Origin of the sequence: Pseudomonas sp. Marseille-Q5299, assembly GCF_943737035.1 — a bacterium.
In the GTDB taxonomy this organism is placed as follows: Bacteria; Pseudomonadota; Gammaproteobacteria; order Pseudomonadales; family Pseudomonadaceae; genus Aquipseudomonas; species Aquipseudomonas putida_E.
Map to the genome: position 1 here is coordinate 99,816 of NZ_CALSFR010000007.1, position 22,944 is coordinate 122,759.

Genomic DNA, 22,944 nt, shown 5'->3' on the forward strand with positions numbered 1-22,944 from the left:
TTACACCTGAACATCAGTTGATGATTGATAAAGATCACTGCGCGGGCCCTGTAGGAGCCGGCTTGCCGGCGATGGCTGCGTAGCAGCCCAACAACGCAGGTCGAATCCGTCACTTCAGACTACCTTCAGATTGACCACTGATACTCACCCCATCAAGCCCAAACGGGGGGAGTTTCATGACCCAGTCTCAGTGGAGCAGCCTGCTCCCATTGCCTATCGGCAGCCACGTCGACCATCACGCTCACTTGTCGCTTCATTTGCCCAAGGACCCAGGACGCGATGAGCTTGAGCACTTCATCCATCAGTGTTTTGCCAGCGTGCACCACGCTGATGTGCACCATTACCTTCCAGAACTGCTGGCACTGCAGGACAGCCAGGGTCGGCTGGTGGCTGCCGCAGGCATGCGCCCGGCCAGCAGCGGGCCGCTGTTTCTGGAGCACTATCTGGACGACCCGCTGGAAGCTGCAGTTTCACGCGTGGCGGGCTGCACCCTTGAGCGCGCGTGCATGGTCGAAGTCGGCAACCTGGCTTCGCTCAGTGCCGGTAGCGCGCGAATCATGATCATAGCGGTGACCTGGTTGCTGGCCATGCGCGGCTTGCGGTGGGTGGCGTTCACCGGCGCGACGACATTGATCAACAGCTTTCAGCGCCTGGGGTTGGTGCCATCGGTGCTGGCGTCGGCCGACCCGGCCCGGCTGAATGGGCAGGTGGACCAATGGGGGACCTACTACGCTCAGCACCCGCAAGTCTTTGCCGGCAATATCGGTCATGGCTTCGATGCCTTGAGCAAGGCCGGGGTTTTCCAGCGCCTGGGGTTGCCAACGGCCTTTGAGGAGACTGGCCATGCCGCATGAGCGGGAGCGCTTTCATCAGCTGCTGGTCAGGCTTGCCAGCGATCACGGTGACGCAATCGCCGTACAAGGTGCGACAGAGCGCTTCACTTTCAGGCAATTACTGGCAGAGGTGCAGTTGCGCACGCACAACTTGCGTAGCCGCTCGCCAGGCACGCTGGTACTGGCCCTGGATAATGGCCCGCAGTTGCTGTTCTGGGATCTGGCGGCGCTTTTTTCCCAGCGTCCCTGCGTGATCGTGCCCTCGTTCTTCAGTGCCGCTCAATTCAGCCATTGCATCGAGCAGAGCGGCGCCAGCCATGTGCTATGCGACCCGCAATGGCGCGGTACGCTCGCCGAGCTTGGATTCACCCAGCAGGAGGCGTTCTGGGTTCGCGAGGTACAACCCGCTGCGGCGCTGCCTGTCGGTACCGCCAAGATCACCTACACCTCCGGCAGCACAGGCAAGCCCAAGGGCGTGTGCCTGTCGTCCGAAGCCCTGCTGCGTGTAGCCCGGGAACTGGAGGTGGCCAGCCGGCCCAGTGAACCTCAGCGTTACCTGGCGGTGCTGCCGCTTGGTGTGCTGCTGGAAAACCTCGGTGTCTACGCCGCCTTGATGGCCGGGGCGAGTGTGCTGCTGTACTCCCAGGCGCTTCTAGGCATGGGCGGTGCGAGCCAGGTCGATTTCAAGCGCTTGCTGGGGGCGATCGCCCTTAGCGGCGCGCAGAGCCTGATTCTGGTGCCGCAGTTGTTGATGGGGCTGATCACTGCCATCGAGCGCGGGCTGATGCGGGTGGGGGCGCTGCGGTTCGTTGCCGTCGGCGGTGCCCGGGTGGCGCCCAGCCTGTTGGCCCGCGCCGAGGCGATCGGCCTGCCGGTGTTCGAAGGCTATGGCTTGTCTGAGTGCGCATCGGTGGTGGCCTTGAACCGGCCTGGCGCAACCCGCCGGGGCAGTGTCGGCAAACCGCTGCCCCATGTGCAGGTGCGTATCGCCGAAGACGGGGAGGTGCTGGTGGCTGGCTCGGTGTTGCTCGGCTATCTGGAGGAACCACCCGTCTGCGATGGCTGGTGGGCTACAGGCGACCTTGGCCATTTCGACGAGCAGGGCTACCTGTACCTCGATGGCCGCAAGAAACACCAGTTCATCACCAGCTTCGGGCGCAACGTCAACCCGGAATGGGTGGAGGCCGAACTGACCCAGAGCGGTGTGATCGCCCAGGCGTTCGTGCATGGCGAGGCCCTGCCAAAGAACCTGGCATTGCTCTGGCCGCTGGACCCTGCTGCCCCCGACACACTCATCGACCAGGCCGTGCAGCAGTGCAATGCCTTGCTGCCGGACTACGCCCGGGTACATGCCTGGCGTCGCCTGCCGCGCCCACTGTCCAGTACCGACGACACACTGACCGCCAATGGCCGCCCGCGACGCGAGGCCATCCTGCGGCGTTACCACTCCCAGTTATCCGATATCCCGTTGTGAGGTCTGCCATGTCCTTTTTTGACACGCTGCAACTGCAAACCACCCAGGAGCGTCAGGCCCTGTTCGCCGTGCCGGTCATACGCGATGCGTTGGCGGGGCACGTCAGCCTCGACAGCTATGTGGCCTTCCTGACCCAGGCCTACCACCATGTGCGCCATACCGTGCCGCTGATGATGGCGTGCGGCGCGCGCCTGCCTTCGCGCCTGGAATGGCTGCGCGGCGCCGTGTGCGAATACATCGAGGAGGAGTACGGCCACGAGCAGTGGATCCTCGATGACATCAAAGCCTGCGGTGGCGACTGGCAAGCGGTGCGTGACGGTCGGCCGGCACTGCCGATCGAGCTGATGGTCGCCTACCTTTATGACGTGATCGCCCGGGGCAACCCGGTCGGGCTGTTTGGTATGGTCAACGTGCTCGAAGGCACCAGCATTGCCCTGGCCACCCAGGCCGCCGGCACGATCCAGAGCACTTTGGCGCTGCCGGACCGGGCCTTCAGCTACCTCAGCTCGCATGGCGCGCTGGACCAGGACCACATGGTCACCTACAAGCGGCTGATGGACCGCCTTGATGACGCTGATGACCAGCGGGCTGTGATTCATGCGGCCAAAGTGGTTTACCGCCTGTATACCGACATGTTCCAGGGGCTGCCGCGTGCGGGCCTGCAAGAGGTGCGTCATGCGCTTGCCTGAGTGTGTGGTGATACTCACCGGCGCCAGCGGCGGCATCGGCCTGGAGCTGGCCGAACAGTTGTGCGCAGCCGGTGCCCGGGTACTGGCGGTGAGCCGGCAGATGGGCAAACTCGCCGGCCTGATGCACCGTTACCAGGGCAGGCTGCTTTGGCAGTCGGCCGACCTGCGCAGCCATGAGGGGCGTGAGCAGGTGCTTGCCCGTGCCCGGGAGATGGGTGGGGTCAATGTCCTGATCAATGCCGCGGGCGTGAACCGCTTTGCCCTGCTCGAGCAGATCGATGAGCACGCGCTGGACGAACTGCTGGACATCAACCTCAAAGCCGCTGTGCAACTGACGCGTGTGTGCCTGCCGCTGCTGCGCGCACAACCCCGGGCGATGGTGGTCAACGTCGGCTCCACCTACGGCTCGATCGGTTACCCCGGTTATGCCACCTACTGCGCCAGCAAGTTTGCCCTGCGCGGTTTTTCTGAGGCGTTGCGCCGCGAGCTGGCCGATACCTCGGTGAATGTCATGTACGCGGCACCCCGGGCAACCCGCACCGCTATGAACAGCACCGCCGCCACGGCGCTCAACCAGGCGCTGAAGGTCGGCATGGACGACCCGGCAGATGTGGCCCGCGCTGTGCTCAAGGCCGTGCAGTCAGAGCGCAACGAGCTTTATCTGGGCTGGCCGGAAAAGCTCTTCGTGCGCATCAACGGCATGTTGCCCGGCGTGGTCGACCGTGCGCTGCGCAAGCAACTACCGGTGATCCATCGTTATATCGCGAGCCATTCCAAGGAGTCGATCAAATGAAACGTCTGTTCATCGCAGGTCTGCTGGCGTTCGCACCGCTCACCTGGGCGCTGGACCAGGCTGGTAGCCAACAATTGGCCAACCTGCAGCAGCGCTGGGCGCAGATTCAGTACCAGACGCCTGAAGGCAAGCGCGCCGATGCGTTCGAGAAACTGGCAGCCGACGCCTCCATACTCGTTCATCAGCACCCGGGCTCGGCCGAACCTTTGATCTGGGAGGGCATCATCAACAGCAGTTGGGCGGGTGCCACTGGCGGGCTGGGGGCGCTGGGCAAGGTCAAGTCGGCCAAGGCCAGCCTGGAAGAGGCGATCAAACTCGACCCCAATGCCCTGCAGGGCTCGGCGTATACCAGCCTGGGTACCTTGTATGACCAGGTGCCTGGCTGGCCTATCGGTTTTGGTGACAGCGACAAGGCCGACACCTTGTTGCGCAAGGCGCTGCAAATCAACCCCAATGGTATCGACAGCAATTACTTCTGGGCCGATCATCTGTTCCGCCAAAAACGCTACGCACAGGCCGCAGCAGCACTGGAAAAAGCCCGCCAGGCGCCACCACGCCCGGGGCGCGAGCTGGCCGACCAGGGCCGGCGTGGCGATATCGATGCTTTACTCAAGGCCATCAAGCACAAACAGGACTGAACATGCGGCTGCTACTGGTTGAGGATGATACCGCTCTGGGTGAGGGGATCTGTGACGGGTTGCGCCAGGAGGGCTATACCCTCGACTGGTTGCGCGATGGCCTGAGCGGGCTGCATGCCCTGCAACACGAAATGTTCGACCTGGTGATCCTCGACCTCGGGCTGCCGCGGTTGGGTGGCATCGAGCTGCTGCGACGGGTGAGGGCGGGGGGCGACAGCCTGCCGGTTCTGATCCTTACCGCGCGCGATGCAACCGAAGACCGCATCACTGGCCTGGATGCCGGCGCCGACGATTACCTGGTCAAGCCTTTCGACCTCAACGAGCTCAAGGCCCGCCTGCGCGCCTTGCTCAGGCGCAGTGCCGGGCGGGCCAAGGTGCTCATCGAGCACGCGGGCGTAAGCCTGGACCCCGCCACTCAGCAGGTGCACTACAACGGTGTGCCTGTAGTACTGACGCCCAAGGAGTATCGGCTGCTGCACGAGTTGCTGGCGCAACCGGGCAAGGTGTTCACCCGTGAGCGGCTGACCCAGCTGCTGTATGGCTGGGACGAGGAGCCTGAGAGCAACACGCTGGAGGTGAACATCTATCACCTGCGCAAGAAGCTGTTCAACGGCCTGATCCGCACGGTGCGCGGTATCGGTTATCTGGTCGAGGGCAAGCTATGAGCTCGCTGCGCCAGCGTACGCTGTGGCGGGTGATGGCGCTGATGCTGCTCGGCACCGGCTTGTTGGCGCTGTACAACTATCACGACAGCCGGCGCGAGATCAACGAAGTCTACGATGCCCACATGGCTCAGAATGCCCGGCTGTTGCAGGGGGTGATGAACCTGCCGGTGCAGGATGGCAACCGCGAAAAGCTTTATCGGGCGTTCAACGAGGCGCTGGGCAAGGCCGGGCGCCATCGCGTGGGCCACCCCTATGAAAGCAAGCTGGCGTTCCAGGTATGGGGTGATGGAGCACGGCTGCTGGTGCACACGCCCAGTGCGCCGACGCTCGACCCACCGCCCACGGCCCCGGGCTTTTATGATTTCGCCAGCGGCGGCGAACAATGGCGCGGCTTCGTTCTACCGGTGCCCGAAAAGCAGTGGGTGATCTGGGTGGGTGAGCGCGACGATGTGCGTTACGACCTGATCGACCGCATCGTACGCCATACCCTGTTCCCGTTTCTGCTTGGCAGCCTGGGCCTGGCGCTGCTGGTCTGGGCAGCTATCGGCTGGGGATTGCGCCCGTTGCAGAACATGGCCGATGTGATTCGCGCGCGCCATGCCGACTCCCTCGAACCGCTGCAACTGGTGCCGTTGCCGACCGAGCTCGAGCCCATGCAGGCGGCCATCAACCGCCTGCTGGCGCAGATCGAGGACCTGCTGCGGCGCGAGCATCGCTTCATTGCCGACGCCGCCCATGAGATGCGCACCCCGCTGGCGATCCTGCGCCTGCATGCGCAAAACGCCCAGGCCGCCAGTACCGATGCCGAGCGCCAGAAAGCCCTGGGTTTTCTGATTGGCGGCGTGGACCGGCTGACTCGGGTGGTCAACCAGTTGCTGACCCTCGCCCGCGTCGAGCCGCGCCTCGGTCAGCGTCCCACCACCCTTGTCGACCTGGGTGAAGTGGTCACCGATGTGCTGGCGGATCTCACGCCCTGGATACTGGATCGCGGCCTGGAGCCTTCGCTGGATATCAGTGAAGGTGACCATGGCCTGATGATCGATGCCGGTGCGCTGGGCATCGCCTTGCAGAACCTGGTTTCCAATGCAGTGGAGCACTCACCGCCGGGCGGGCGCATCACCGTATCACTCAGGCGCCTGGCCAATCGCTTCGAACTGGTTGTCGAAGATGAAGGGCCGGGTATCGACGAGGCGAATCTTGGGCGGGTGTTCGAGCGCTTCTATAGCCGCAACAGCCCCAATGGAGCAGGGCTTGGCCTCTCGATCGTGGCTACCATCGTCGAGCGGATGGGCGGGCAGGTACGCCTTGAAAACAGGGCCAGTGGCGGGCTGGCAGCTACCCTGACGTTTGCGTTGCAGTAAGCAGCCAGCCGAAGAGGCCGCAACCCAGCACAACCAGCCAGGGGGGCATCTTCCAGAACATCAGGGCCACGAGGGCGGTCAGCGCAAAAGCGAAGTCCGATGGCTTGGCAATGGCGCTCGTCCAGACCGGGTGGTACAAGGCGGCTAACAGCAGCCCCACTACGCCTGCGTTTACACCACCCAGCGCGGCCTGGCTACGAGCGCTGTGCCGCAGTTTTTGCCAAAAGGGCAATACGCCGATCACCAGCAGGAAGGAGGGGGTGAAAATGGCGAGAATGCAGACAGTCGCGCCCACCCAGCCGGATGGCTGCACGCTCATGGACGCCCCCAAAAATGCTGCAAACGTGAAGAGGGGGCCGGGTACGGCCTGCGCCAAACCATAACCCGCCAGGAAGGTGTCATTGGCGACCCAGCCATTGGGTACTGTCGCCGACTGCAGCAGCGGCAGAACCACATGCCCGCCCCCGAAGACCAGTGAGCCTGCACTGTAGAAGGCGTTCACCATCGCCATGGCCTGCGACGGCCAGAAGTGGGTCATCAGCGGCAGGCCGAGCAACAGACCCAAGAACACTGTCAGCGCGATCAGGCCGGTTTTGCGGCTGACTGAAAACGGCAGTTTCTCCCCTGCTGGAGGCGGGGTGGACTTGAACAGCAGCAAGCCTGCGACGGCAGAACACACAATCACGCCTATCTGTCCCATTGCAGTGGGCCACACAAGCGCAGCGCAGGCGGCGAACAGGGCGATGGTCACGCGCGGAACATCGGTGCAAAGGCTGCGTGCCATGCCCCACACTGCCTGCGCGACAACAGCGACCGCGACGATCTTCAGGCCGTGCAGCAAACCACCAGGGACGGCACCTCCCCATGCCCAGATGCCCTGAGCAAACAGAACCAGGATGATGGCCGATGGCAATGTGAAACCTGCCCACGCGGCCACAGCGCCCGCGAAACCAGCGCGTGAGAGGCCCAGGCCTATGCCGACCTGGCTGCTCGCCGGCCCGGGAAGCAGCTGGCACAGGGCGACCAGCTCGGCATAACTGCGTTCACTGAGCCATTGGCGGCGGTTTACCAACGCTTCGCGAAAGTAACCCAGGTGCGCAATAGGGCCACCGAAAGAGGTCAGCCCCAGGCGCAAGAACACCAGAAATACCGACCAGGCAGAGTCGCGAGAGGTCACGGCGCTGTTACTGCGTTCTGACAATGCAGGCTCCTTGAAGTATTGCCGCTGAGGTGCAAGAGGGTACGCAGATCAGAGCTTGCCTTCCGACCCGGTGTAACTGGCGCCTTGCACCTTGCCATTGGCATCGGCCAGGCATGACCATGGCGCTTGCGCGCCGGGTACCTGGATATTCACGCCGATGCCCGCTTCGCTGGGCAGCACTTCGATCACCGATAGCGTGTTGCGTGCCATGCCGGTTATTTTCGCGACCTCGTCCAGGCAGGCATTGCGGGCCTTGGCAGTGCCGGGCACCGCCGCGGCGTTGGCACCCTGATCTGCTGAGCTGGCCGCTGTGGCGAACAACAACAGCACAGCACCAGCCAGGTAGTTGCGCTTCATGACGGTGACCTCGGTCGATAGGGCAGAGAAGAGAATAGCCGGTCAGGCAGGTATTTTTCGAGAATCGCTGCTGCCCGGCTACGCTTGCCAGAGCAATGGCTTACAGGAGGTAGCATGAGCAATTTCCCAATCGTCGCCACTGTCTTATCGATGATATTGGGTTTATCCGTCACCCGCCTGCTTCTGGGCGCGCTGACCGTCTTCCGCATTCGCCGCAGCGCTGCCCCCGATTGGGTTGCCCTGGTCTGGGCGGTCATGCTCTTCACCACACAGATGGATTTCTGGTGGGCGGTCAATACGCTGCCGCAAATAAGGGCGACCTTCTCGTTCCAGGAATTTTTGCTGCTGGTGCTGCTGGCGCTTTCGCTGTTCGTTTCCTCGGCGCTGATGTTGCCCAGCCGGAGCGAGGACGAGCTCGAAGGGCTTCGCGTGTATTTCGAGCAGGATGGCCGATACGCGCTGCTGTTTCTGTCGGGCTATTACCTGCTTGGCTTCATCGTCAACGTTCTGTTGTTCGGCGTTTCGCCCATGGCGCTTTGGGGTGCCTTTGACGTGATCATGATCGTGATCCCGCTGTGTGTGTTTGCAGCCCGCTCGCGCAAGGCCTATGCCCTGCTGACCGTGGCATTCGTGCCTATCAATATCGCGGACCTGGTGATATCGCTACTGGCGTGACCGAGGGAAGGCCCCGGCTCATTCGGCCATGAACTCCCGCGGCGGCGGGGTAAGTTCGCCCAGCAGGCTTTTCAAACCGTCGCTCCATTGTTTGCGGATGTGGCTGTAGTAGGGGTCGTCTTGATGGATGCGCACCGGCTCTCTGGCCTGTAGGCTGTCCTTGCCATACACCAACAGGTCCAGTGGCATCCCGACCGACAGGTTGCTGCGGATGGTGGAGTCGAATGAGATCAAACCGCAGCGCAGTGCTTCGTCCAAGGGGGTGTCGTAGGTGAGGTTGCGGTCGAGAATCGGCCTGCCGTACTTGCTCTCGCCCAGCTGCAGGAAGGGTGTGTCTGGCGTTGCCTGGAAGAAGTTGCCTTGGGCGTAGACGTTGTAGATGCCCATGGCGCTGCCCGCGATCTGGCCGCCCACCGTGAACGAAGCGCTCAGGTCGATCTGGGCCGTCAGCTTGCTGCGGTCACGGGTAATGACTTCGCGAAGGGTTTCGGCCACCAGCACCGTTGCATCGTAGAGCGTGCCGACGTTCAGCAGGTGGGTGCCGGTGCCTCGGCTGCGTTGTTCAAGCAGGTTGACCACCGATTGCGAGGTGGCAAGGTTGCCGGCGGTCTGCAGGACGATCAGCCGGTCCCCCGGCACGCTGAAAACGAACAGCTTGCGAAACGTGGATATCTGGTCGATACCGGCATTGGTGCGTGAGTCGCAGATGAATACCAGCCCGTCCGCCAAGTGCATAGCGACGCAGTAGGTCATGCTGTCTACCTTGTTCCTGGAATGGAGCGGCCCCGCCGCGCATGGCACGACGGGGCCCGCTTGAGTTGCGCCAGGTGATTACTGGCGGTGTACGTGGACGCTTGCCTGCATGGATTCGACGCCGCCACCGCGGCGCACGCCTCGGACCGGGCAGGCGTCGAGGTAATCCAGGCCTACCGCCAGCTTCAGATGCCGTTCGGGCCGGGTGAGGCGGTTGGTGACGTCGAAGCTGTACCAGGCTTCATCGATCCAGGCTTCGGCCCAGGCGTGGCTGGCCAGGTGGGTTTCGTCTTCGGTACACAGGTAGCCCGACACGTAGCGTGCCGGGATGCCGAGGCTGCGGGCGCAGGCCAGGAACGCGTGGGTATGGTCCTGGCACACCCCGGCACCGCCGGCGAATGACTCACTCGCGGTGGTGCCCACGGAGGTAGCACCTGGGCTGTAGGGCATATGGTCGGCCAGGCCTTGCATAAGTGCGGTCAGCGCGCCCCGGTCGCGGCGCTCGCCGCACTGCTGGGCGGCGAAGGCCTTGAGTGCGTCACTGGCCTGGGTGAGGTGGCTGCTGCGCAGGAAAGGCAGGGGCGACTGGCCGCCGGCCTCGTGTTCGCAATCCGGGTCGATTTCTACCTGGCCACTGGCGGTAAGGGCGAGGTGGCCATGGGGTTTTTCCAGGGTCAGTACGTGCAGGATATTGCCATACGGGTCGATCTGGCTGTTCACCTTGCAGGGCAGGTCCAGTTGCCATTCGAGGATGCGCTGACGCTCGCTGCTGCGCGGTGTCAGGCGCAGGAACTGGATGCTGTTGCACACGTCACTGGCATAGCTGTAGGTGGTGTCGTGGCGGATGGACAGTTTCATACGACCTCCAGATAGGAATTGTGGACGGTCTGGCCCAGTTGGTGGATGCGGCCGATGAAGTCGGTCAGCCACAGGTGCAGCCCGGCTTCGAGAATCTCGTCGATGGCGGTGTAGCGCAGTCGCGCATTGAGTTCGGCAGCCATCCGTTGTGCAGGGCGGCCGGTAGTGCCAGGCAGGCCGGCGAGGATCTGGTCGAGCTCTTCGATGCACGCATGCAGCGAACGCGGCACGTCAACGCGCAGCAGCAACAGCTCCGACACCGGGCGTGCGCTGGGCGCATTGCGGTAGATTTCGTTGAACGCTTCGTAGGAGGTCAGTGCGCGCAACAAGGCGCTCCACTGGTAGTAACCCCTTGCAGAGTCGTCGCTGACTTCCTCGGAGGTTTCCCCGAACATTTCGTAGCGTGCATCGAGCAGGCGCAGGGTGTTGTCCGCCCGCTCCAGGAAGGTCCCAAGGCGAATGAAGCTGTAGGCATCGTTGCGCATGATGGTGCCGGAGGTCGCGCCGCGGAACAGGTGGGAGCGTTCCTTGACCCAGTCGCAGAACTGGCTGATGCCATAGCGCCCAAGGCCATTGCTGGCGATGTTGCGCATTTCGATCCAGGTGGCGTTGATGTTTTCCCACATGTCGGCGGTTATTCGCCCGCGCACCGCATGCGCGTTGGTGCGCGCCGCCTGCAGGCAGCAATAGATGCTGCTGGGGTTGTTCGCGTCCAGCGCAAAGAAGTGCAGCATGCGCTCGGTGTCCAGCTCGCAGTGCTTGCGGATGTAATCGTCCAGCGTACCGGAGGCCAGCAGCGACATGGCAAGCTCCGCGTGGCCATCGGAGCGGCCGTCTTGCGGCATCAGCGACAGCGAGTAGCTGACCTCGAGCATGCGCGCGAGGTTTTCGGCGCGCTCCAGGTAGCGGGACATCCAGTACAGGTCGGAAGCGGTTCTCGAAAGCATGGCTCAGTCCTCCACCACCCAGGTGTCCTTGGTGCCGCCGCCCTGCGACGAGTTGACCACCAGCGAGCCTTCCTGCAGGGCAACGCGGGTCAGGCCGCCGGGCACCAGGCGCGTTTCGCTGCCTGACAGTACAAACGGGCGCAGGTCGATGTGGCGCGGCGCGATGCCGCTTTCAACGAAGGTCGGGCAGGTGGACAGGCACAGCGTGGGCTGGGCGATGTAGGCGTGCGGGCGCGCCTTGATGCGGGCGCGGAAATCCTCGATCTGCGCAGCGGTTGCGGCGGGGCCGACCAGCATGCCGTAGCCGCCGGAACCTTGGGTTTCCTTGACCACCAGCTCGGGCAGGTGCGCCAGGACGTGGGACAGGTCCTGCGGCTTGCGGCATTGCCAGGTGGGCACGTTCTTCAGGATCGGCTCCTCGCTCAGGTAAAAGCGGATCATCTCGTCAACGTAGGGGTAGATCGACTTGTCGTCGGCAACGCCTGTACCCACCGCGTTGGCCAGCACCACGTTGCCTGCCCGGTACACCGAGATCAGCCCAGGTACCCCCAGCATCGAATCAGGGTTGAACGACAGCGGGTCGAGGTATTCGTCATCCAGGCGGCGGTAGATCACGTCCACTTGCTGCGGGCCTGCGGTGGTGCGCATGTAGAGGTGGTCGTTGCGCACGAACAGGTCGGCGCCTTCGACCAGCTCGATGCCCATCTCCCGCGCCAGGAACGCATGCTCGAAGTAGGCGCTGTTGAAGCGCCCCGGGGTAAGCACCACGGCGGTCGGGTTGTCCAGCGGGCTGGCACTCTTGAGTGTGTCGAGCAGCAGGTTGGGGTAGTGGTCGATCGGGGCGATGCGCTGGGCGGCGAACAGTTCGGGGAACAGGCGCATCATCATCTTGCGGTCTTCGAGCATATAGCTGACGCCGCTGGGCGTGCGCAGGTTGTCTTCCAGTACGTAATACGTACCATCACTGTCGCGTACCAGGTCGACACCGGCGATATGCGCGTACAGCCCCCGGTGCAGGTTCAGGCCTTGCATGGCGACCTGGTAACCCTCGTTGGCCAGCACTTGCTCGGGCGGAATGATGCCTGCCTTGAGAATGCGCTGATCGTGGTAGATGTCCTGGAGGAACAGGTTCAGCGCCTGAACCCGCTGGATACACCCGCGTTCGACGATGCGCCATTCGCTGGCGCGGATGCTGCGCGGGATGATGTCGAAGGGGATCAGCCGCTCGGTGTCTTGCTGGTCACCGTACAGGGTAAAGGTGATACCGGCCCTGTGGAACAGCAGGTCGGCTTCGTGCCGGCGTTGTTCCAACAGTTCCAGCGGTGTGTTCGCCAGCCAGCGGGCGAACTCCTGATAGTGCGGGCGGCAACTTCCGTTTGCCTCATACATTTCGTTGAAAAAAGCCCGGGACATACCCACTCCTTGCCACGACTCGTCGGCAGTTTCGTTTCTCGCTTGCCAAGCGATCCACTGGAGCTTTGCAATGACAATGCCGGAACGGGCAGGGCGCAAGGGGCAGGAAGAAAAATGGCTCTGAAAAAGCGAGAGAGCGCTTTTTGATATCAATAAAACGACGGAATCAGGCGAATTGTCGGAGATTTGCGTAGATCAGCCGCGGCGAAGGCAGGGGCTCACTGCATCAAATGGGTGCAGGACTTGGCTTGGTGAAAAAGGCGAACCAAATCAGGGCAAGCGATGAGTACGTAAGGACCCTGGCCAGCCGTGCCATCAGGCGGCGGCATGCACATGGTCGACGATCGTCACCCGGTTACGGCCCGATGCCTTGGCACGGTACATGGCCTTGTCGGCGCTGCTGAGCAACGCATCGAGTTCACTGGCGGGTGCTTTGGCGAAGGCCAGGCCTATGCTGGCGGTAACCGCGAATTGCGTGTCGACGTTCAGCATTGCGATCAGGGCCCGCAGGCGCTCGGCAATCTCGCTGGCAGTGACCAGAGGCGTATTGGGCAGCAGGATGGCGAACTCCTCGCCGCCCAGCCTGCCGGCGATGTCGTCGTCACGCAGGCTGGCGCTGATGGCTGCACCGATCCGTTGCAGCACCTGGTCGCCCGCCGCATGCCCGGCGGTATCGTTGATCTGTTTGAAATGATCGACGTCCAGCATCAGCACGGCTACATACGTCTGCCCCTCCTTGCACAAGGTGTGCTGCGCCAAGGCACAGTCAAAAAAGGCACGGCGATTGTTCAGGCCGGTCAGTTCGTCCGTGCACGAGGCCACGATGGCAAGCCGGTGTGCGCGTTCCATTTCGTGCTTCAGGCGCCAGGCGGTCACCAGCGCTGAAGACAGGCTGTTCGTCGCATTGACGACGAACGAAGCGAACACCAGCACCGCCAGCGCGATCCCCTGCTGCAGCGCGGCTGGCTGCAGCAGCAGCCAGCCGGTGCTGGGCAGCAGCACCAAAGCGATCGATACCAGGGTCATGTTGCGGTACGAGGAGTAACACGAGACTGCGCTGACAGACATGCCCACGGCAAACAGCATGATCAATGCCTGCCCCAGCAGGTCGTCGGCAGGCATCACAGCCAGTGCGCCCAAGCCCCAGACTGCCGCCGACAGCGCCAGGGTGGCCCAGTAGCGCCACTCCCAGCGTTCGGCCGTGCGCTGGTTGGCCGGTGCCCGCAGATAGGCGACGAACATGGCGGTGCGCAGGGCCGTCGACAGGCTCAATACCGTCATCCAGGCGGCCACTTTTTGCTGGTCGAAACGCTCCCAGCCCAACCAGCACAGCATTGCGGCAGCCAGGAAGCTGCCAAGCACAGCGGGCGCCGACTGGACGAACAGCTGGTGCAGGCGGTCCGTCCTTACACAGTGCGCTATTTCATCGCCAGGATTGAGCTCTGTCATGGCATTCGCCGCAATTCGTGATCGGTGGCGCATTGTGGCACTTTGCCTGCGCCCTGGAAAAGCGTTCTGGCGTTCACGCGGGATGCCCTCTGTTGTTGGCGTCAGTGCATACCCATTGGCAGCGCTTGTCTTGCCTGGCTCTTGTCGGGGCGCGTGGGCAACATGGCAGACTGTAGCTGCTTTCCCACTGGATGCTCGAAACCAGTGCAGTGCGTGACGGGCCGATCCTCGACGATGCAGCCGTTGTCCAGCAGCACGACCCGCTGGCAGAAGTACTGCACCAGGCTCAGGTCATGGCTGATCAGCACGAAGGCGGTGCCGCTGCGCTGGCGTAGCGCCTCCAGCTGCTGCAGCAACTGTAACTGCAATACCCGATCCAGGTTCGACAACGCTTCGTCGAGCACCACCAGTTGCGGCGAGACGGCCAGCGCCCGGGCGATGTTGGCACGCTGCAACTGGCCGCCACTCAACTGCTGCGGCAGGCGCTGGGCATGCTCGGCGCGCAGGTCCATTGCCTCCAGCAGTTCGAGGGTGCGAGCTTGTCGGCCGGCTTCATCCAGGTCGGTGAGGTGGCGCAACGGCTCGGCGATGCTCCAGCCGATGCTGCGCTGGGGGTTGAAGGCGCCGGGGGCGTCCTGGAACACCAGTTGCACGGTCCGCTGGAAGTCGCGCGCCTGTTCACCTCTTAGCTGGCTGACATCCTGCCCGGCAAAGCTCACCTGGCCCTGGGTGGGTTTTTCCAGCCCGAGCAGCAGCCGCGCCAGTGTGCTTTTGCCGCTGCCACTGCTGCCTAGCAGGCCGATGGACTCACCTGCGTGCAGGTGCAGGTCGATACTGTCGAGCACCTGCAGCCAGCCCCGTTTGCGCAACAGCCCCCCGGTGCGATAGCGATGGCCAACGTTGTGGACGTGCAGCAGGCTCATGGTTGGCTCCGGCAAAGTACCTGGTGGGCGTGGAGGAGGGTGCGGGCAGCGGCGCTGGCAGGGTTCTGGAAAAGCTCATGGACCGGCTGGCATTCGACGATGCGGCCGGCTTCCATCACCGCGACCTGGTCTGCGCAGCGCGCCACCACGCCCATGTCGTGGGTCACCAGCAATACCCCAAGCCCATGCACCTGTACCAACTCCATCAACAGGTCGAGAAACCGCGCCTGGCTCAGGGCATCGAGGTCACTTGTGGGTTCATCAGCCAAGAGGAACGGGGTTTCGGCCATGAGCGCCAGGGCGATCATCATCCGTTGCAGCATGCCACCGCTGAGCTGAAAGGCGAACGCTTGCAGCACCCGCTCCCGGTCTGCCAGACCCACCGCATCCAGGCAGTCGGCCATCCGCGCACGGGCTGCAGCACCGGTAACGCCGCGCTGCCTGAGCGTCTCCAGGCCGTGGCTGGCCATGTTGCGCACCGGGTTGAAGGCACTACGCGGGTTTTGCAGTACCAGGCTGGCCAGGCGGCCACGAACACTGCTTGTAGCCAGCGGCTGGCCGTCGAGCAGCAACTGCCCCTGGGTGCGGTGAAGGCCTGGTGGCAGCAGGTCGAGCACACCAAGGCAACTGAGGGATTTGCCCGAGCCACTGGCACCGACCAACGTGCAGACTTCGCCGCGGCGCAGTTGCAGGTCAACGCCGTGCACCAGCACGCCGGCCTGAGCCTCGATGCGCAAGCCGCGGATTTCAAGTACCGAGGGGTTCATTCAATGGCGCTCCTGTGTGGGGTCGAGGCGGTCGCGCAGCGCATCGCCCAGCAGGTTGAAGGCCATCACCGAGAAGAAGATCATCAGCCCTGGCAACAGCAGCAGTTGCGGGTGCGTCCAGATGAATTCCTTGGCGTCGTTGATCATCACGCCCCATTCGGCGGTGGGCGGCGCCACCCCGAGGCCAAGGAACGACAGGCCGGAGACGTGCAGCATCATGTGGCCGATGTCCATGGTCGCCAGCACCAGCAATGGGCCGGCGATATTGGGCAGCACATGCTGGCGCAGCCGCGCCCAGCGTGAAGCGCCGGCCAGGCGTGAAGCCAGCACGTATTCGCGGCCGCGCTGGGCAATCACCAGGCCGCGCACCATGCGCGCATACCAGGCCCAGTGGGACAGGGCGATGGCGATGATCACGTTGCTAAGGCCGGTGCCCAGCAAGGTGACGAAGAAGAATGCCAGTACCAGCGTGGGGAAGGTCATGAACATGTCGCACAGGCGCATCAGCAACAGGTCGGTGCGCCCGCCGACGAACCCGGCCACGCCGCCGACCGCGAGCCCAAGCGCCAGCACCAGCGCCAGGGTCAGCATCACGCTGCCCAAGGACAGGCGCGTGCCGACGATCAGCCGCGAAAGCAGGTCGCGCCCGAGGTGGTCGGTGCCCAGCCAGTGGCTGGCGTCGGGCGCCTGCAGGCGCTGGCCGAGGTCGACCAGGTCGGGGTCATGCGGGGCAATCCAATGGCCGAACAGCGCCAGCGATGCCAGCAGGCCGACCAGGGCCAGGCCGATCATCAGGCTGGGGCGGCGCAGCAGCAATGGCTGGGGCAGGGCAGACTGCACACTCATGCGTTCACCCCTTCCAGCCGGCTGCGAGGATCAAGCCAGGCGTAGCAGACATCGACGATCAGGTTGCAGACCATCAGCAGACCGGTCAGTAGCAGGGTGAAGCACTGCATCACCGGGAAGTCGCGGTTCAGCACTGCAGACACCGCAAAACGGCCAACGCCGGGCCAGGCGAAGATGGTCTCGATCACCAGTGCGCCACCGATCAGTTCGCCGATGTGCATGCCGGTGGCCGTCACCAGCGGCAACCAGGCATTGCGCAGGATATGGTCGCGCCAGACGTGCCGTTCGGGCAGGCCGCGGGCACGGGCATAGGTGACGTGGCGCTGCCCGCCGGCTTCCAGCAGGCTGGCACGCAGCAGGCGGGCGTTGATCGACATCGACATCAGGGCGATGGCCAGCACCGGCATAACCAGGTGCCCGGCCCCTCCACGCCCCAGCGGCGGCAGCCAGCCCAGCCACAGGGAAAACAGCGCGATCAGCAGAAACGCCAGCCAGAAATTGGGCATGGACACCCCCAGGAACGTCACTGCCCGCACGGCGTGGTCGGGCCAGCGCCCTTGCCAGCGGGCCGCCAACAGCCCCAAGGGGATCGACAGCAGCAGCGTGCAGGCCAACGCCAGGCCGCCGAGTTGCAGGGTGGCGGGCAGGTAGTAGAGCAGGTCATCAAGCACTGGGCGGCCGGTGATATAGGAGATGCCGAAGTCCAGATGCACGGCGTTCCACAGCCAACTCAGGTATTGCGCATACAGCGGGCGATCCAGCCCCAGGGTATGGCGCACCTCGGCGATGGCTGCGTCGGTCGGTGGGATGTGCGAAAGCCGGAGGTAGTCCAGCGCCGGGTCGGTGCTGCCCAGGTGCAGCAGCACGAACACCAGCAACGAAACGCCAAGCATGACCGGTACAAGCAGCGCCAGGCGCAACAGGATGTAGCGCAACATGTCAGTCTTCCTGTTTGGGTGTCATGGTTTCGAACGGCACATCGAACAACGTGCTGCCGAACTGGACCTTGGCCACCGAGTCTCGGCGCACGCTGATGGCCGTGAGATGCGAGATGGGCAGGTAGACGGCCTGTTCGTGCAGGGTGGTGAGGATGAAGCGGTACTGCTCGGCACGCTGCTGCTCATCCGTGCTGGCCAGCACCTGGCCTATGCGCTTGTCCAGTTCGTCCTTGATTGCCAACCCACGCTGAGCCATGTAGTCGGCATGGCCGGCGTAGCGCATGGAACTGACGAACGAATGCGGGTCGTAGGGCGCACCCCAGGTGTCAGCGAAGATCATGCCGAAGTCGCCGTCGCGCTGGCGCCGCACCAGCGCCCCTTCCTCAACCGCACGCAGGTCGATGCGGATGCCGATTTTCGCCAGCTCGCCCTGCAGCACTTCGGCCAGGCTCTTCTGCAAGGCGCTGGTGCCGAGGAACACCAGCTCGATGGCCAAAGGTTGGCCGCCTTTGCTGCGCACTGAAGCGCCTGGCGCCAGCGCCCACCCGGCAGCTTCGAGGCTGCGGGCGGCGAGCGCAGGGTCATACGGGTAGGGCTTGAGGCCGACATCGGCGTAGGGCATGTTGCTGGCGAACAGGGTGTCTGCGCGGGGCTCAAGGCCGTAGAGGATCTTGTCGATGATGGCTTGCTTGTCCACCGCCTCGTTGATCGCCTGGCGTACCGCCAGATCACGGGTAGCGCCACGGCCGGTGTTCATCGCCAGGGTGCGGGTGGCCAGCGGTGCCGACAGTGCGGTGGCAAAGCCCTGGTCACGCAGGCGTACGAACGTGCCGGCCGTGATTTCGCCGGCGGCGCCCTGGATCAGCTCGACCTCACCGGCCTGCAGGGCCAGCGCGCGGCTGTTGGGGTCTGGGATGACTTTGACCATGACCTCGGCGTAGGCCGGCTTTGGCCCCCAGTAATGAGGGTTGCGCACGAAGCGGTCGTATTCGCCCAAGCGCGATTCGGCGCGCATCCACGGGCCGGTCCCGGCGGGTTGGCCGGGTTTTGCCTGAGGCGAGGCAAAGCGCAACGGACGAACCTGGGCCAGTTCCATCAGCGTTGGGTAGTAGGGGTGCTTGAGAACCAGGCGCAGGGTCAGGCGTTCAGGTGCTTCAACGTGGTCCAGGGTGGTCACCAGCTCCATCCAGCGGTGGCGCTGAGTGTTGGCCAGCACTGCATCGAGGTTGGCTTTGGCCGCAGGCGCATCGAACGGTGTGCCATCACTGAAGCGCACGCCGTCACGAAGCGTGAACGTGTAGGTCTTGCCGTCATCGGAAACCTGCCAGGCCTCAGCCAGCCAAGGCTCCAGCGTACCCGCGGCGGTATAGCGCACCAGGGGCTCATAGACCATGGCCTGGGCGTACATCTGGTTCGGGGAGTAGCCTCGCGGGTCGAGCGGCCCGGCATTCACAGGCCATGAGTACACCAGCCTTGGCCCTTGCTCGGCGGCGCTGCTGGCCGGCGCAACAGTGCACGCAGCAAGAAAAAGGAGGCCCAAGAGGGCGGGCTTTCGTTTAGCTGGCTGCTGCTTCACACTGCGTTCCCCACTTTCACGGAGGCCGTAGGCTAAAGCGCGGTGGGTATGATGTCTACGTGAAATCATCTTACCGGAAGTTACAGAATGCAACGAATCACCATCACGCTGGATGAAGAGCTGCTCGACGTCATCGATCGGCGGGTGGCGAGCCAAGGCTACCAGGGCCGTTCGGAGGCCATTCGCGACCTGTTGCGTGCGGGCATGCGCGAGTCTGAAGCATTGCCGGACGATGCCGCCTGCGTGGCCGTGGTCAGCTACCTGTATGACCACAGCACCCGCGAACTGCCCAGGCGGCTCCACCAGACCCTGCATGCCCACCACGATCTGACCCGGTCCACCCTGCACGTGCACCTGGACGCCGGCCACTGCCTGGAGGTCTCGGTGCTGCAGGGCGAAAGCGGCCGTATTGGCGAGTTGTCTCGCCAATTGATGGTCGAGCGTGGGGTGGAGCATGGCCAGGTGCAGGTGATGCCGGCGCCGGGGCATGCGAAGGTGCGCTGAGGGTCCGGATCGTTGCCCCAGGGCCAATGACAGGCAGTCGGCGCCTCAGAGCAGGATATAGTCGCTGTATTGACGCAGCCCGCCATGCGCACCTTCGATCAAGTGCACATAACGCCCGCCCACCAGGTCGACTGGCAGGCAATCGTCTACCTCAAGCACTGCATCGGTATGCGGCTTGAGCCAGCCTGCCTGCATGCGTTGCTTGCCCAGTTGCTTGGCCTGGGCCTTGTCCCTGGCCACTACCAGCAGGTAGCGGTGCGCCTCACCAAACACCTGCGGCTCGTAGCCGCCCAGGTTGATGAAAAACAGCCGCGGGTCATCCGCCCCTGGCGCCAGTTGGCTGAACGCGACACGGTAGCGATCGATACCGTCGACCTCCAGCCACGAGTCGATGTGCAGGCCGGCACGGCTGCCGAACCAGCCCTCGCGCAGTTGCGGGTACGCCTGCTGCAGTGAGTCCGCCTGCGCGAACAGCACGTCGTGTACCTCGATACTGGCCCGTGGGTGGCGGCCACCGAGCATGACTACGTACAGCATGAGCAATTCCTTCAGGTGGCGCAAGACGCCGTATTCTGCGGGTTATGGCGTCTGTCGACCACCGTCTCTTTAGGCGCCTTTACCTGGCGGCTCTGGCGCCGCATGCGACGCCAGGCCCATCAGTAACGCCACTGCACAGCGACTTCCAGGCTGCGCGGCTCACCCAGGTAGTACTGGGTGTTGCTCTGGTGGATGAAGCGGGCGTAAACCTCGTCGGTGAGGTTGCGCAACCGTGCGCTGAGCTGCACATGCTTGTCCAGGTCGTGGGTCATGGACAGCCCGTATAGGGTGTAGGACGGCACCCAGGCGGTGTTGGCGGTATTGGCGTACACCGAGGCCACGTAGCGGGCGTCGGCACCCACTTGCCAGCCCGGCGCCAGGTCGTAGGTCAGCCAGAGGTTGGCCACGCGGTCGGGGATGTTCACCGGGTTCTTGCCCTTGCGCGAATACACCACACCGCCAATGGTCTCGTTGAACTCGTCGTACTCGGCATTCACCCAACTGAAGTTACCGGCCGCCAGCAGCTTGGGCGTGACCTTGAACGACGCCGCCAGCTCGATACCGGTGGAGGTCTGCTGGCCTGCCTGCTCGGTGGTGTTGGGCACGGTCGAAGAGGGCACCGAGATGTTCTTGCGCACGATGCGATAGGCCGCTGCGGTGGCCGAGCCGCGGCCGTCGAGGAAGTCGAACTTGCTGCCCACCTCGACCTGGCGGCCGGTGCTCAGGTCGAAGTCACCGACCTGGCTGATCGACGCACTGGTCAGCGTGCCTCCTGGTGGTTCGGCCGAGGTGCTGTACTGGGTATAGAGGCTGACGTGCGGGGTCAGGTCGTAGACCAGGCCCAGGCGACCAGTGACCGCGTCCCAGCGCCGGTCGAGTTTCGAGCGTGCGACATGGTCGACAACGTCGAAGTCGATGTGGTCGTAGCGCAAGGCGGTGATCAGCGACAACTGGTCGGTCAGGCGCGTGCGGTTCTCGACGAAACCCGAGGAGGTGCCGGTGGTCGTGCTGCGGCCTTTGCTGCGCGGTGCGTCCATGCCAGGGATGTCGAGGAAGTGATCGGGTTCGAAACCGTTCGGATTGACGGTGTCGAAGGCCCCTTTGGACAGTGGGTAGTTGGTTTGCTGGTTGCGGTTGTAGTCAACGCCAAATGCCCAGTCGCTGGCCAGGCCGAACAGTTGGCCTTGGTGGGTCAGCTCCAGGCGGTTGCCATTGACCTCCTGGTCGTGACGTTGGCGGTAGCCCCCGGAGCGGGCAATGGCGCTGTTGTCGGCGTTGTAGCGGTACACCTCGAGGTTGCGGTAATCGCGCTGGCCGTCGTAGTGGTAGAACGTATTGCGCAACTGGGTGGTGTCGTCGAAACGGTAGTCGGTGATCGAGCGCAGCCAGCGGGTGCGCTGCTCGTAGCGGCCGTCTTCGACGTTGTAGTTGTTGAAGCGGTTGCCTTTGTCGATGTGCAAGGTCCCTGTCAGCGGTTGCAACACCGGCGTACCCCAGTAGGGGCTGTCTTCTTTCTCTTCCAGGTATTCAAGTGCCAGGGTGTGCGACCACTGGTCGTTGATGTCACTGAGCAGCGAGAAGGCCAGGTTGCCGGCACCGTTCTCTTGGCGGTCGATATAGCCGTTGGTGTGGGTGCGGCTGTAGTCGAGCCGCGCATAGTGGCGTGTGCCGTCGCCACTGTTGAGCGCCTTGTTGAAGCCTACCGCGGTTTCCCAGGTGTCGTAGCGGCCATAGCTGACCCGGCCTTCGAAGGTGTCCTCATCGCGGCTGGCCAACTTGGTGATCACGTTGAGGCTGCCGCCCACGGCGCCACTGCCGTTGAGGAACGACGACGGGCCACCCAGCAGTTCGACGCGGTCATAGATCCAGGCGCCGACCGGGCGTGCCGCTGCGCCGTACTGCAGGTTGATGCCATTGAACAGCTGGCTGACCTGGGCACCGTTGAAACCCCGGTACGCCACATAACCGCCCCAGCCGGGCGGCGCCGACGCATTCACCCCCGGCAGGGCGTTGGCGGCGTCCTGGAAGTTGCGCGCGCCGATACGCTCCATGGTCTTGCGGTCGGCCACACTGACCGAAGCGGGGTTTTCACGGGCGCTGAGGTTCAGGCGCGAGCCGCTTTCGATGGGGGTATCAAGGTTCAGGGCGGTGGCCGGTTTCGGTTGGTCGGCGCTGGCCGTCACGTTGCTGGCAGGCAGTGTCAGGGTTTGATCCTGCGCCCACGCGCAGGTTGCGCTGCCAACGAGCAGCGCCAAAGTGGTCATGCGGAACATGCAAGGCTTCCTGGCTGAAATAGATTAACGCCCGCCGCAGGCGATGCCGCGGCGTGGCGATGTCAGAGCACGGGAAGGGGGGCGGGTGAGGCGCGGGGGTTGACTAACGGCCAGCGGTGTTTGGGCAGGCGCGGCGGCGGTTGCCTGGGCAAGGGTGTGCGCGACTCGCCAGCGAGCAGGGCCAGCAGGCCGAAGAAGGCGGCAAGCAGGCTGGCGCAGAACAGGCTGGTGATCACACAGTCGGCGCCGGTGGGCGGCATCGGGTCGGTGATGTCCTGGTCACCCTTGAATGCACCGCTGCTGTCGGCGGCGCACCAAGCGGCGTCGTCCAGGCCGCTGAGGCGCAGCCCGGCCATCTGCCCATGCCCCATTGCGCAGAGCAACGAGCCGAACAGGATGCTGAAGTACAGCATCCAGGCAACCAGTGCTTTTTCGGGGCGGGCCAGGTTCAAAGGGTAGCTCGGGGACGGGTGA

General features: G+C 63.9%; 24 protein-coding genes. 9 read left to right on the top strand and 15 right to left on the bottom strand.

Going from position 1 to position 22,944, the window contains the following annotated elements:
* Positions 1-176 precede the first annotated feature (176 nt).
* From NGJ21_RS19605 to NGJ21_RS19635, 7 genes are read left to right on the top strand one after another with little or no spacing between them, the layout of a single operon-like run.
* On the top strand, positions 177-854 hold the full coding sequence (locus tag NGJ21_RS19605) for a thermostable hemolysin (protein ID WP_251962536.1): 678 nt from the start codon (positions 177-179) through the stop codon (positions 852-854).
* Complete coding sequence (locus NGJ21_RS19610) at positions 844-2,307, top strand: AMP-binding protein (RefSeq protein WP_251962537.1); 1,464 nt, start codon at positions 844-846, stop codon at positions 2,305-2,307. Before NGJ21_RS19605 ends, NGJ21_RS19610 begins: the two co-directional genes overlap by 11 nt.
* A gap of 8 nt (positions 2,308-2,315) precedes the next feature.
* A complete protein-coding gene (locus NGJ21_RS19615) occupies positions 2,316-2,996 on the top strand; it encodes an iron-containing redox enzyme family protein (protein WP_046785831.1) in 681 nt (226 codons plus the stop codon).
* On the top strand, positions 2,983-3,789 hold the full coding sequence (locus tag NGJ21_RS19620) for an SDR family oxidoreductase (protein ID WP_251962538.1): 807 nt from the start codon (positions 2,983-2,985) through the stop codon (positions 3,787-3,789). The genes NGJ21_RS19615 and NGJ21_RS19620 overlap by 14 nt, the downstream gene beginning before the upstream one ends.
* Complete coding sequence (locus tag NGJ21_RS19625; protein ID WP_251962539.1) at positions 3,786-4,427, top strand: tetratricopeptide repeat protein; 642 nt, start codon at positions 3,786-3,788, stop codon at positions 4,425-4,427. The genes NGJ21_RS19620 and NGJ21_RS19625 overlap by 4 nt, the downstream gene beginning before the upstream one ends.
* A 2-nt stretch (positions 4,428-4,429) precedes the next feature.
* Positions 4,430-5,092, top strand: coding sequence for a response regulator (locus NGJ21_RS19630; RefSeq protein WP_174141884.1), 663 nt, complete (start codon positions 4,430-4,432; stop codon positions 5,090-5,092).
* Entirely contained in the window at positions 5,089-6,453 is a 1,365-nt protein-coding gene (locus NGJ21_RS19635) for a sensor histidine kinase (protein WP_046785835.1), read from the top strand. The genes NGJ21_RS19630 and NGJ21_RS19635 overlap by 4 nt, the downstream gene beginning before the upstream one ends.
* Here the strand turns inward: NGJ21_RS19635 and chrA are convergent.
* Complete coding sequence (gene chrA, locus NGJ21_RS19640) at positions 6,428-7,654, bottom strand: chromate efflux transporter (protein ID WP_251962540.1); 1,227 nt, start codon at positions 7,652-7,654, stop codon at positions 6,428-6,430. The two genes, NGJ21_RS19635 and chrA, sit on opposite strands and share 26 nt — an antisense overlap.
* A gap of 48 nt (positions 7,655-7,702) precedes the next feature.
* Positions 7,703-8,011, bottom strand: a complete 309-nt coding sequence (locus NGJ21_RS19645) for a hypothetical protein (protein WP_251962541.1) — start codon at positions 8,009-8,011, stop codon at positions 7,703-7,705.
* Between the two features lie 114 nt (positions 8,012-8,125).
* Here NGJ21_RS19645 and NGJ21_RS19650 point away from each other — a divergent pair, with 114 nt between their 5' ends.
* The gene (locus NGJ21_RS19650; protein WP_046785837.1) at positions 8,126-8,686 is read left to right on the top strand and encodes a hypothetical protein; all 561 of its coding nucleotides are present in this window, start codon (positions 8,126-8,128) and stop codon (positions 8,684-8,686) included.
* Positions 8,687-8,704: 18 nt separating this feature from the next.
* Here the strand turns inward: NGJ21_RS19650 and NGJ21_RS19655 are convergent, their stop codons facing one another.
* From NGJ21_RS19655 to nikA, 10 genes are all read right to left on the bottom strand, one after another.
* On the bottom strand, positions 8,705-9,439 hold the full coding sequence (locus tag NGJ21_RS19655) for a proteasome-type protease (RefSeq protein ID WP_251962542.1): 735 nt from the start codon (positions 9,437-9,439) through the stop codon (positions 8,705-8,707).
* A gap of 78 nt (positions 9,440-9,517) precedes the next feature.
* Positions 9,518-10,297: a transglutaminase family protein gene (locus tag NGJ21_RS19660; RefSeq protein WP_115274545.1), complete on the bottom strand. Its 780-nt coding sequence runs from the start codon at positions 10,295-10,297 to the stop codon at positions 9,518-9,520.
* On the bottom strand, positions 10,294-11,244 hold the full coding sequence (locus NGJ21_RS19665) for an alpha-E domain-containing protein (RefSeq protein WP_174141886.1): 951 nt from the start codon (positions 11,242-11,244) through the stop codon (positions 10,294-10,296). Before NGJ21_RS19665 ends, NGJ21_RS19660 begins: the two co-directional genes overlap by 4 nt.
* Positions 11,245-11,247: 3 nt before the next feature.
* On the bottom strand, positions 11,248-12,657 hold the full coding sequence (locus tag NGJ21_RS19670) for a circularly permuted type 2 ATP-grasp protein (RefSeq protein WP_012314860.1): 1,410 nt from the start codon (positions 12,655-12,657) through the stop codon (positions 11,248-11,250).
* Positions 12,658-12,972: 315 nt separating this feature from the next.
* Positions 12,973-14,019 (bottom strand): GGDEF domain-containing protein, encoded by a 1,047-nt coding sequence (locus tag NGJ21_RS19675; RefSeq protein ID WP_251962598.1) that lies wholly within the window; start codon positions 14,017-14,019, stop codon positions 12,973-12,975.
* Between the two features lie 188 nt (positions 14,020-14,207).
* Positions 14,208-15,029, bottom strand: a complete 822-nt coding sequence (nikE, locus tag NGJ21_RS19680; protein WP_119687194.1) for a nickel import ATP-binding protein NikE — start codon at positions 15,027-15,029, stop codon at positions 14,208-14,210.
* A complete protein-coding gene (gene nikD, locus NGJ21_RS19685) occupies positions 15,026-15,796 on the bottom strand; it encodes a nickel import ATP-binding protein NikD (protein WP_251962543.1) in 771 nt (256 codons plus the stop codon). The genes nikE and nikD overlap by 4 nt, the downstream gene beginning before the upstream one ends.
* Positions 15,797-16,642, bottom strand: coding sequence for a nickel ABC transporter permease subunit NikC (gene nikC / locus NGJ21_RS19690; protein ID WP_046785843.1), 846 nt, complete (start codon positions 16,640-16,642; stop codon positions 15,797-15,799).
* Positions 16,639-17,580 (bottom strand): nickel ABC transporter permease subunit NikB, encoded by a 942-nt coding sequence (gene nikB / locus NGJ21_RS19695; protein ID WP_046785844.1) that lies wholly within the window; start codon positions 17,578-17,580, stop codon positions 16,639-16,641. Before nikB ends, nikC begins: the two co-directional genes overlap by 4 nt.
* Before the next feature lies 1 nt (position 17,581).
* Positions 17,582-19,156 (bottom strand): nickel ABC transporter substrate-binding protein, encoded by a 1,575-nt coding sequence (nikA, locus tag NGJ21_RS19700; RefSeq protein ID WP_251962544.1) that lies wholly within the window; start codon positions 19,154-19,156, stop codon positions 17,582-17,584.
* Positions 19,157-19,243: 87 nt separating this feature from the next.
* On the opposite strand from nikA, the gene nikR reads away from it, so the two are divergent.
* Positions 19,244-19,660, top strand: a complete 417-nt coding sequence (nikR, locus tag NGJ21_RS19705) for a nickel-responsive transcriptional regulator NikR (protein ID WP_251962545.1) — start codon at positions 19,244-19,246, stop codon at positions 19,658-19,660.
* A gap of 45 nt (positions 19,661-19,705) precedes the next feature.
* On the opposite strand, the gene NGJ21_RS19710 is transcribed toward nikR, so the two are convergent.
* The 3 genes from NGJ21_RS19710 to NGJ21_RS19720 form a co-directional block, all read right to left on the bottom strand.
* Positions 19,706-20,197 (bottom strand): DUF1543 domain-containing protein, encoded by a 492-nt coding sequence (locus tag NGJ21_RS19710; RefSeq protein WP_115274552.1) that lies wholly within the window; start codon positions 20,195-20,197, stop codon positions 19,706-19,708.
* Positions 20,198-20,316: 119 nt separating this feature from the next.
* A complete protein-coding gene (locus tag NGJ21_RS19715) occupies positions 20,317-22,470 on the bottom strand; it encodes a TonB-dependent receptor (RefSeq protein WP_119687190.1) in 2,154 nt (717 codons plus the stop codon).
* A gap of 62 nt (positions 22,471-22,532) precedes the next feature.
* Positions 22,533-22,883 carry a DUF2946 family protein gene (locus NGJ21_RS19720; protein WP_144415465.1) on the bottom strand — a complete coding sequence of 117 codons (351 nt, stop codon included), beginning with the start codon at positions 22,881-22,883 and terminating at the stop codon, positions 22,533-22,535.
* Positions 22,884-22,944 lie beyond the last annotated feature (61 nt).

Coding starts and splice junctions, on each gene's coding strand:
- NGJ21_RS19605 (WP_251962536.1), top strand. CDS start 177: ATGACCCAGTCTCAGTGGAGCAGCCTGCTCCCATTGCCTATCGGCAGC.
- NGJ21_RS19610 (WP_251962537.1), top strand. CDS start 844: ATGCCGCATGAGCGGGAGCGCTTTCATCAGCTGCTGGTCAGGCTTGCC.
- NGJ21_RS19615 (WP_046785831.1), top strand. CDS start 2,316: ATGTCCTTTTTTGACACGCTGCAACTGCAAACCACCCAGGAGCGTCAG.
- NGJ21_RS19620 (WP_251962538.1), top strand. CDS start 2,983: ATGCGCTTGCCTGAGTGTGTGGTGATACTCACCGGCGCCAGCGGCGGC.
- NGJ21_RS19625 (WP_251962539.1), top strand. CDS start 3,786: ATGAAACGTCTGTTCATCGCAGGTCTGCTGGCGTTCGCACCGCTCACC.
- NGJ21_RS19630 (WP_174141884.1), top strand. CDS start 4,430: ATGCGGCTGCTACTGGTTGAGGATGATACCGCTCTGGGTGAGGGGATC.
- NGJ21_RS19635 (WP_046785835.1), top strand. CDS start 5,089: ATGAGCTCGCTGCGCCAGCGTACGCTGTGGCGGGTGATGGCGCTGATG.
- NGJ21_RS19645 (WP_251962541.1), bottom strand. CDS start 8,011: ATGAAGCGCAACTACCTGGCTGGTGCTGTGCTGTTGTTGTTCGCCACA.
- NGJ21_RS19650 (WP_046785837.1), top strand. CDS start 8,126: ATGAGCAATTTCCCAATCGTCGCCACTGTCTTATCGATGATATTGGGT.
- NGJ21_RS19655 (WP_251962542.1), bottom strand. CDS start 9,439: ATGACCTACTGCGTCGCTATGCACTTGGCGGACGGGCTGGTATTCATC.
- NGJ21_RS19660 (WP_115274545.1), bottom strand. CDS start 10,297: ATGAAACTGTCCATCCGCCACGACACCACCTACAGCTATGCCAGTGAC.
- NGJ21_RS19665 (WP_174141886.1), bottom strand. CDS start 11,244: ATGCTTTCGAGAACCGCTTCCGACCTGTACTGGATGTCCCGCTACCTG.
- NGJ21_RS19670 (WP_012314860.1), bottom strand. CDS start 12,657: ATGTCCCGGGCTTTTTTCAACGAAATGTATGAGGCAAACGGAAGTTGC.
- nikE (WP_119687194.1), bottom strand. CDS start 15,029: ATGAGCCTGCTGCACGTCCACAACGTTGGCCATCGCTATCGCACCGGG.
- nikD (WP_251962543.1), bottom strand. CDS start 15,796: ATGAACCCCTCGGTACTTGAAATCCGCGGCTTGCGCATCGAGGCTCAG.
- nikC (WP_046785843.1), bottom strand. CDS start 16,642: ATGAGTGTGCAGTCTGCCCTGCCCCAGCCATTGCTGCTGCGCCGCCCC.
- nikB (WP_046785844.1), bottom strand. CDS start 17,580: ATGTTGCGCTACATCCTGTTGCGCCTGGCGCTGCTTGTACCGGTCATG.
- nikR (WP_251962545.1), top strand. CDS start 19,244: ATGCAACGAATCACCATCACGCTGGATGAAGAGCTGCTCGACGTCATC.
- NGJ21_RS19710 (WP_115274552.1), bottom strand. CDS start 20,197: ATGCTGTACGTAGTCATGCTCGGTGGCCGCCACCCACGGGCCAGTATC.
- NGJ21_RS19715 (WP_119687190.1), bottom strand. CDS start 22,470: ATGTTCCGCATGACCACTTTGGCGCTGCTCGTTGGCAGCGCAACCTGC.
- NGJ21_RS19720 (WP_144415465.1), bottom strand. CDS start 22,883: ATGCTGTACTTCAGCATCCTGTTCGGCTCGTTGCTCTGCGCAATGGGG.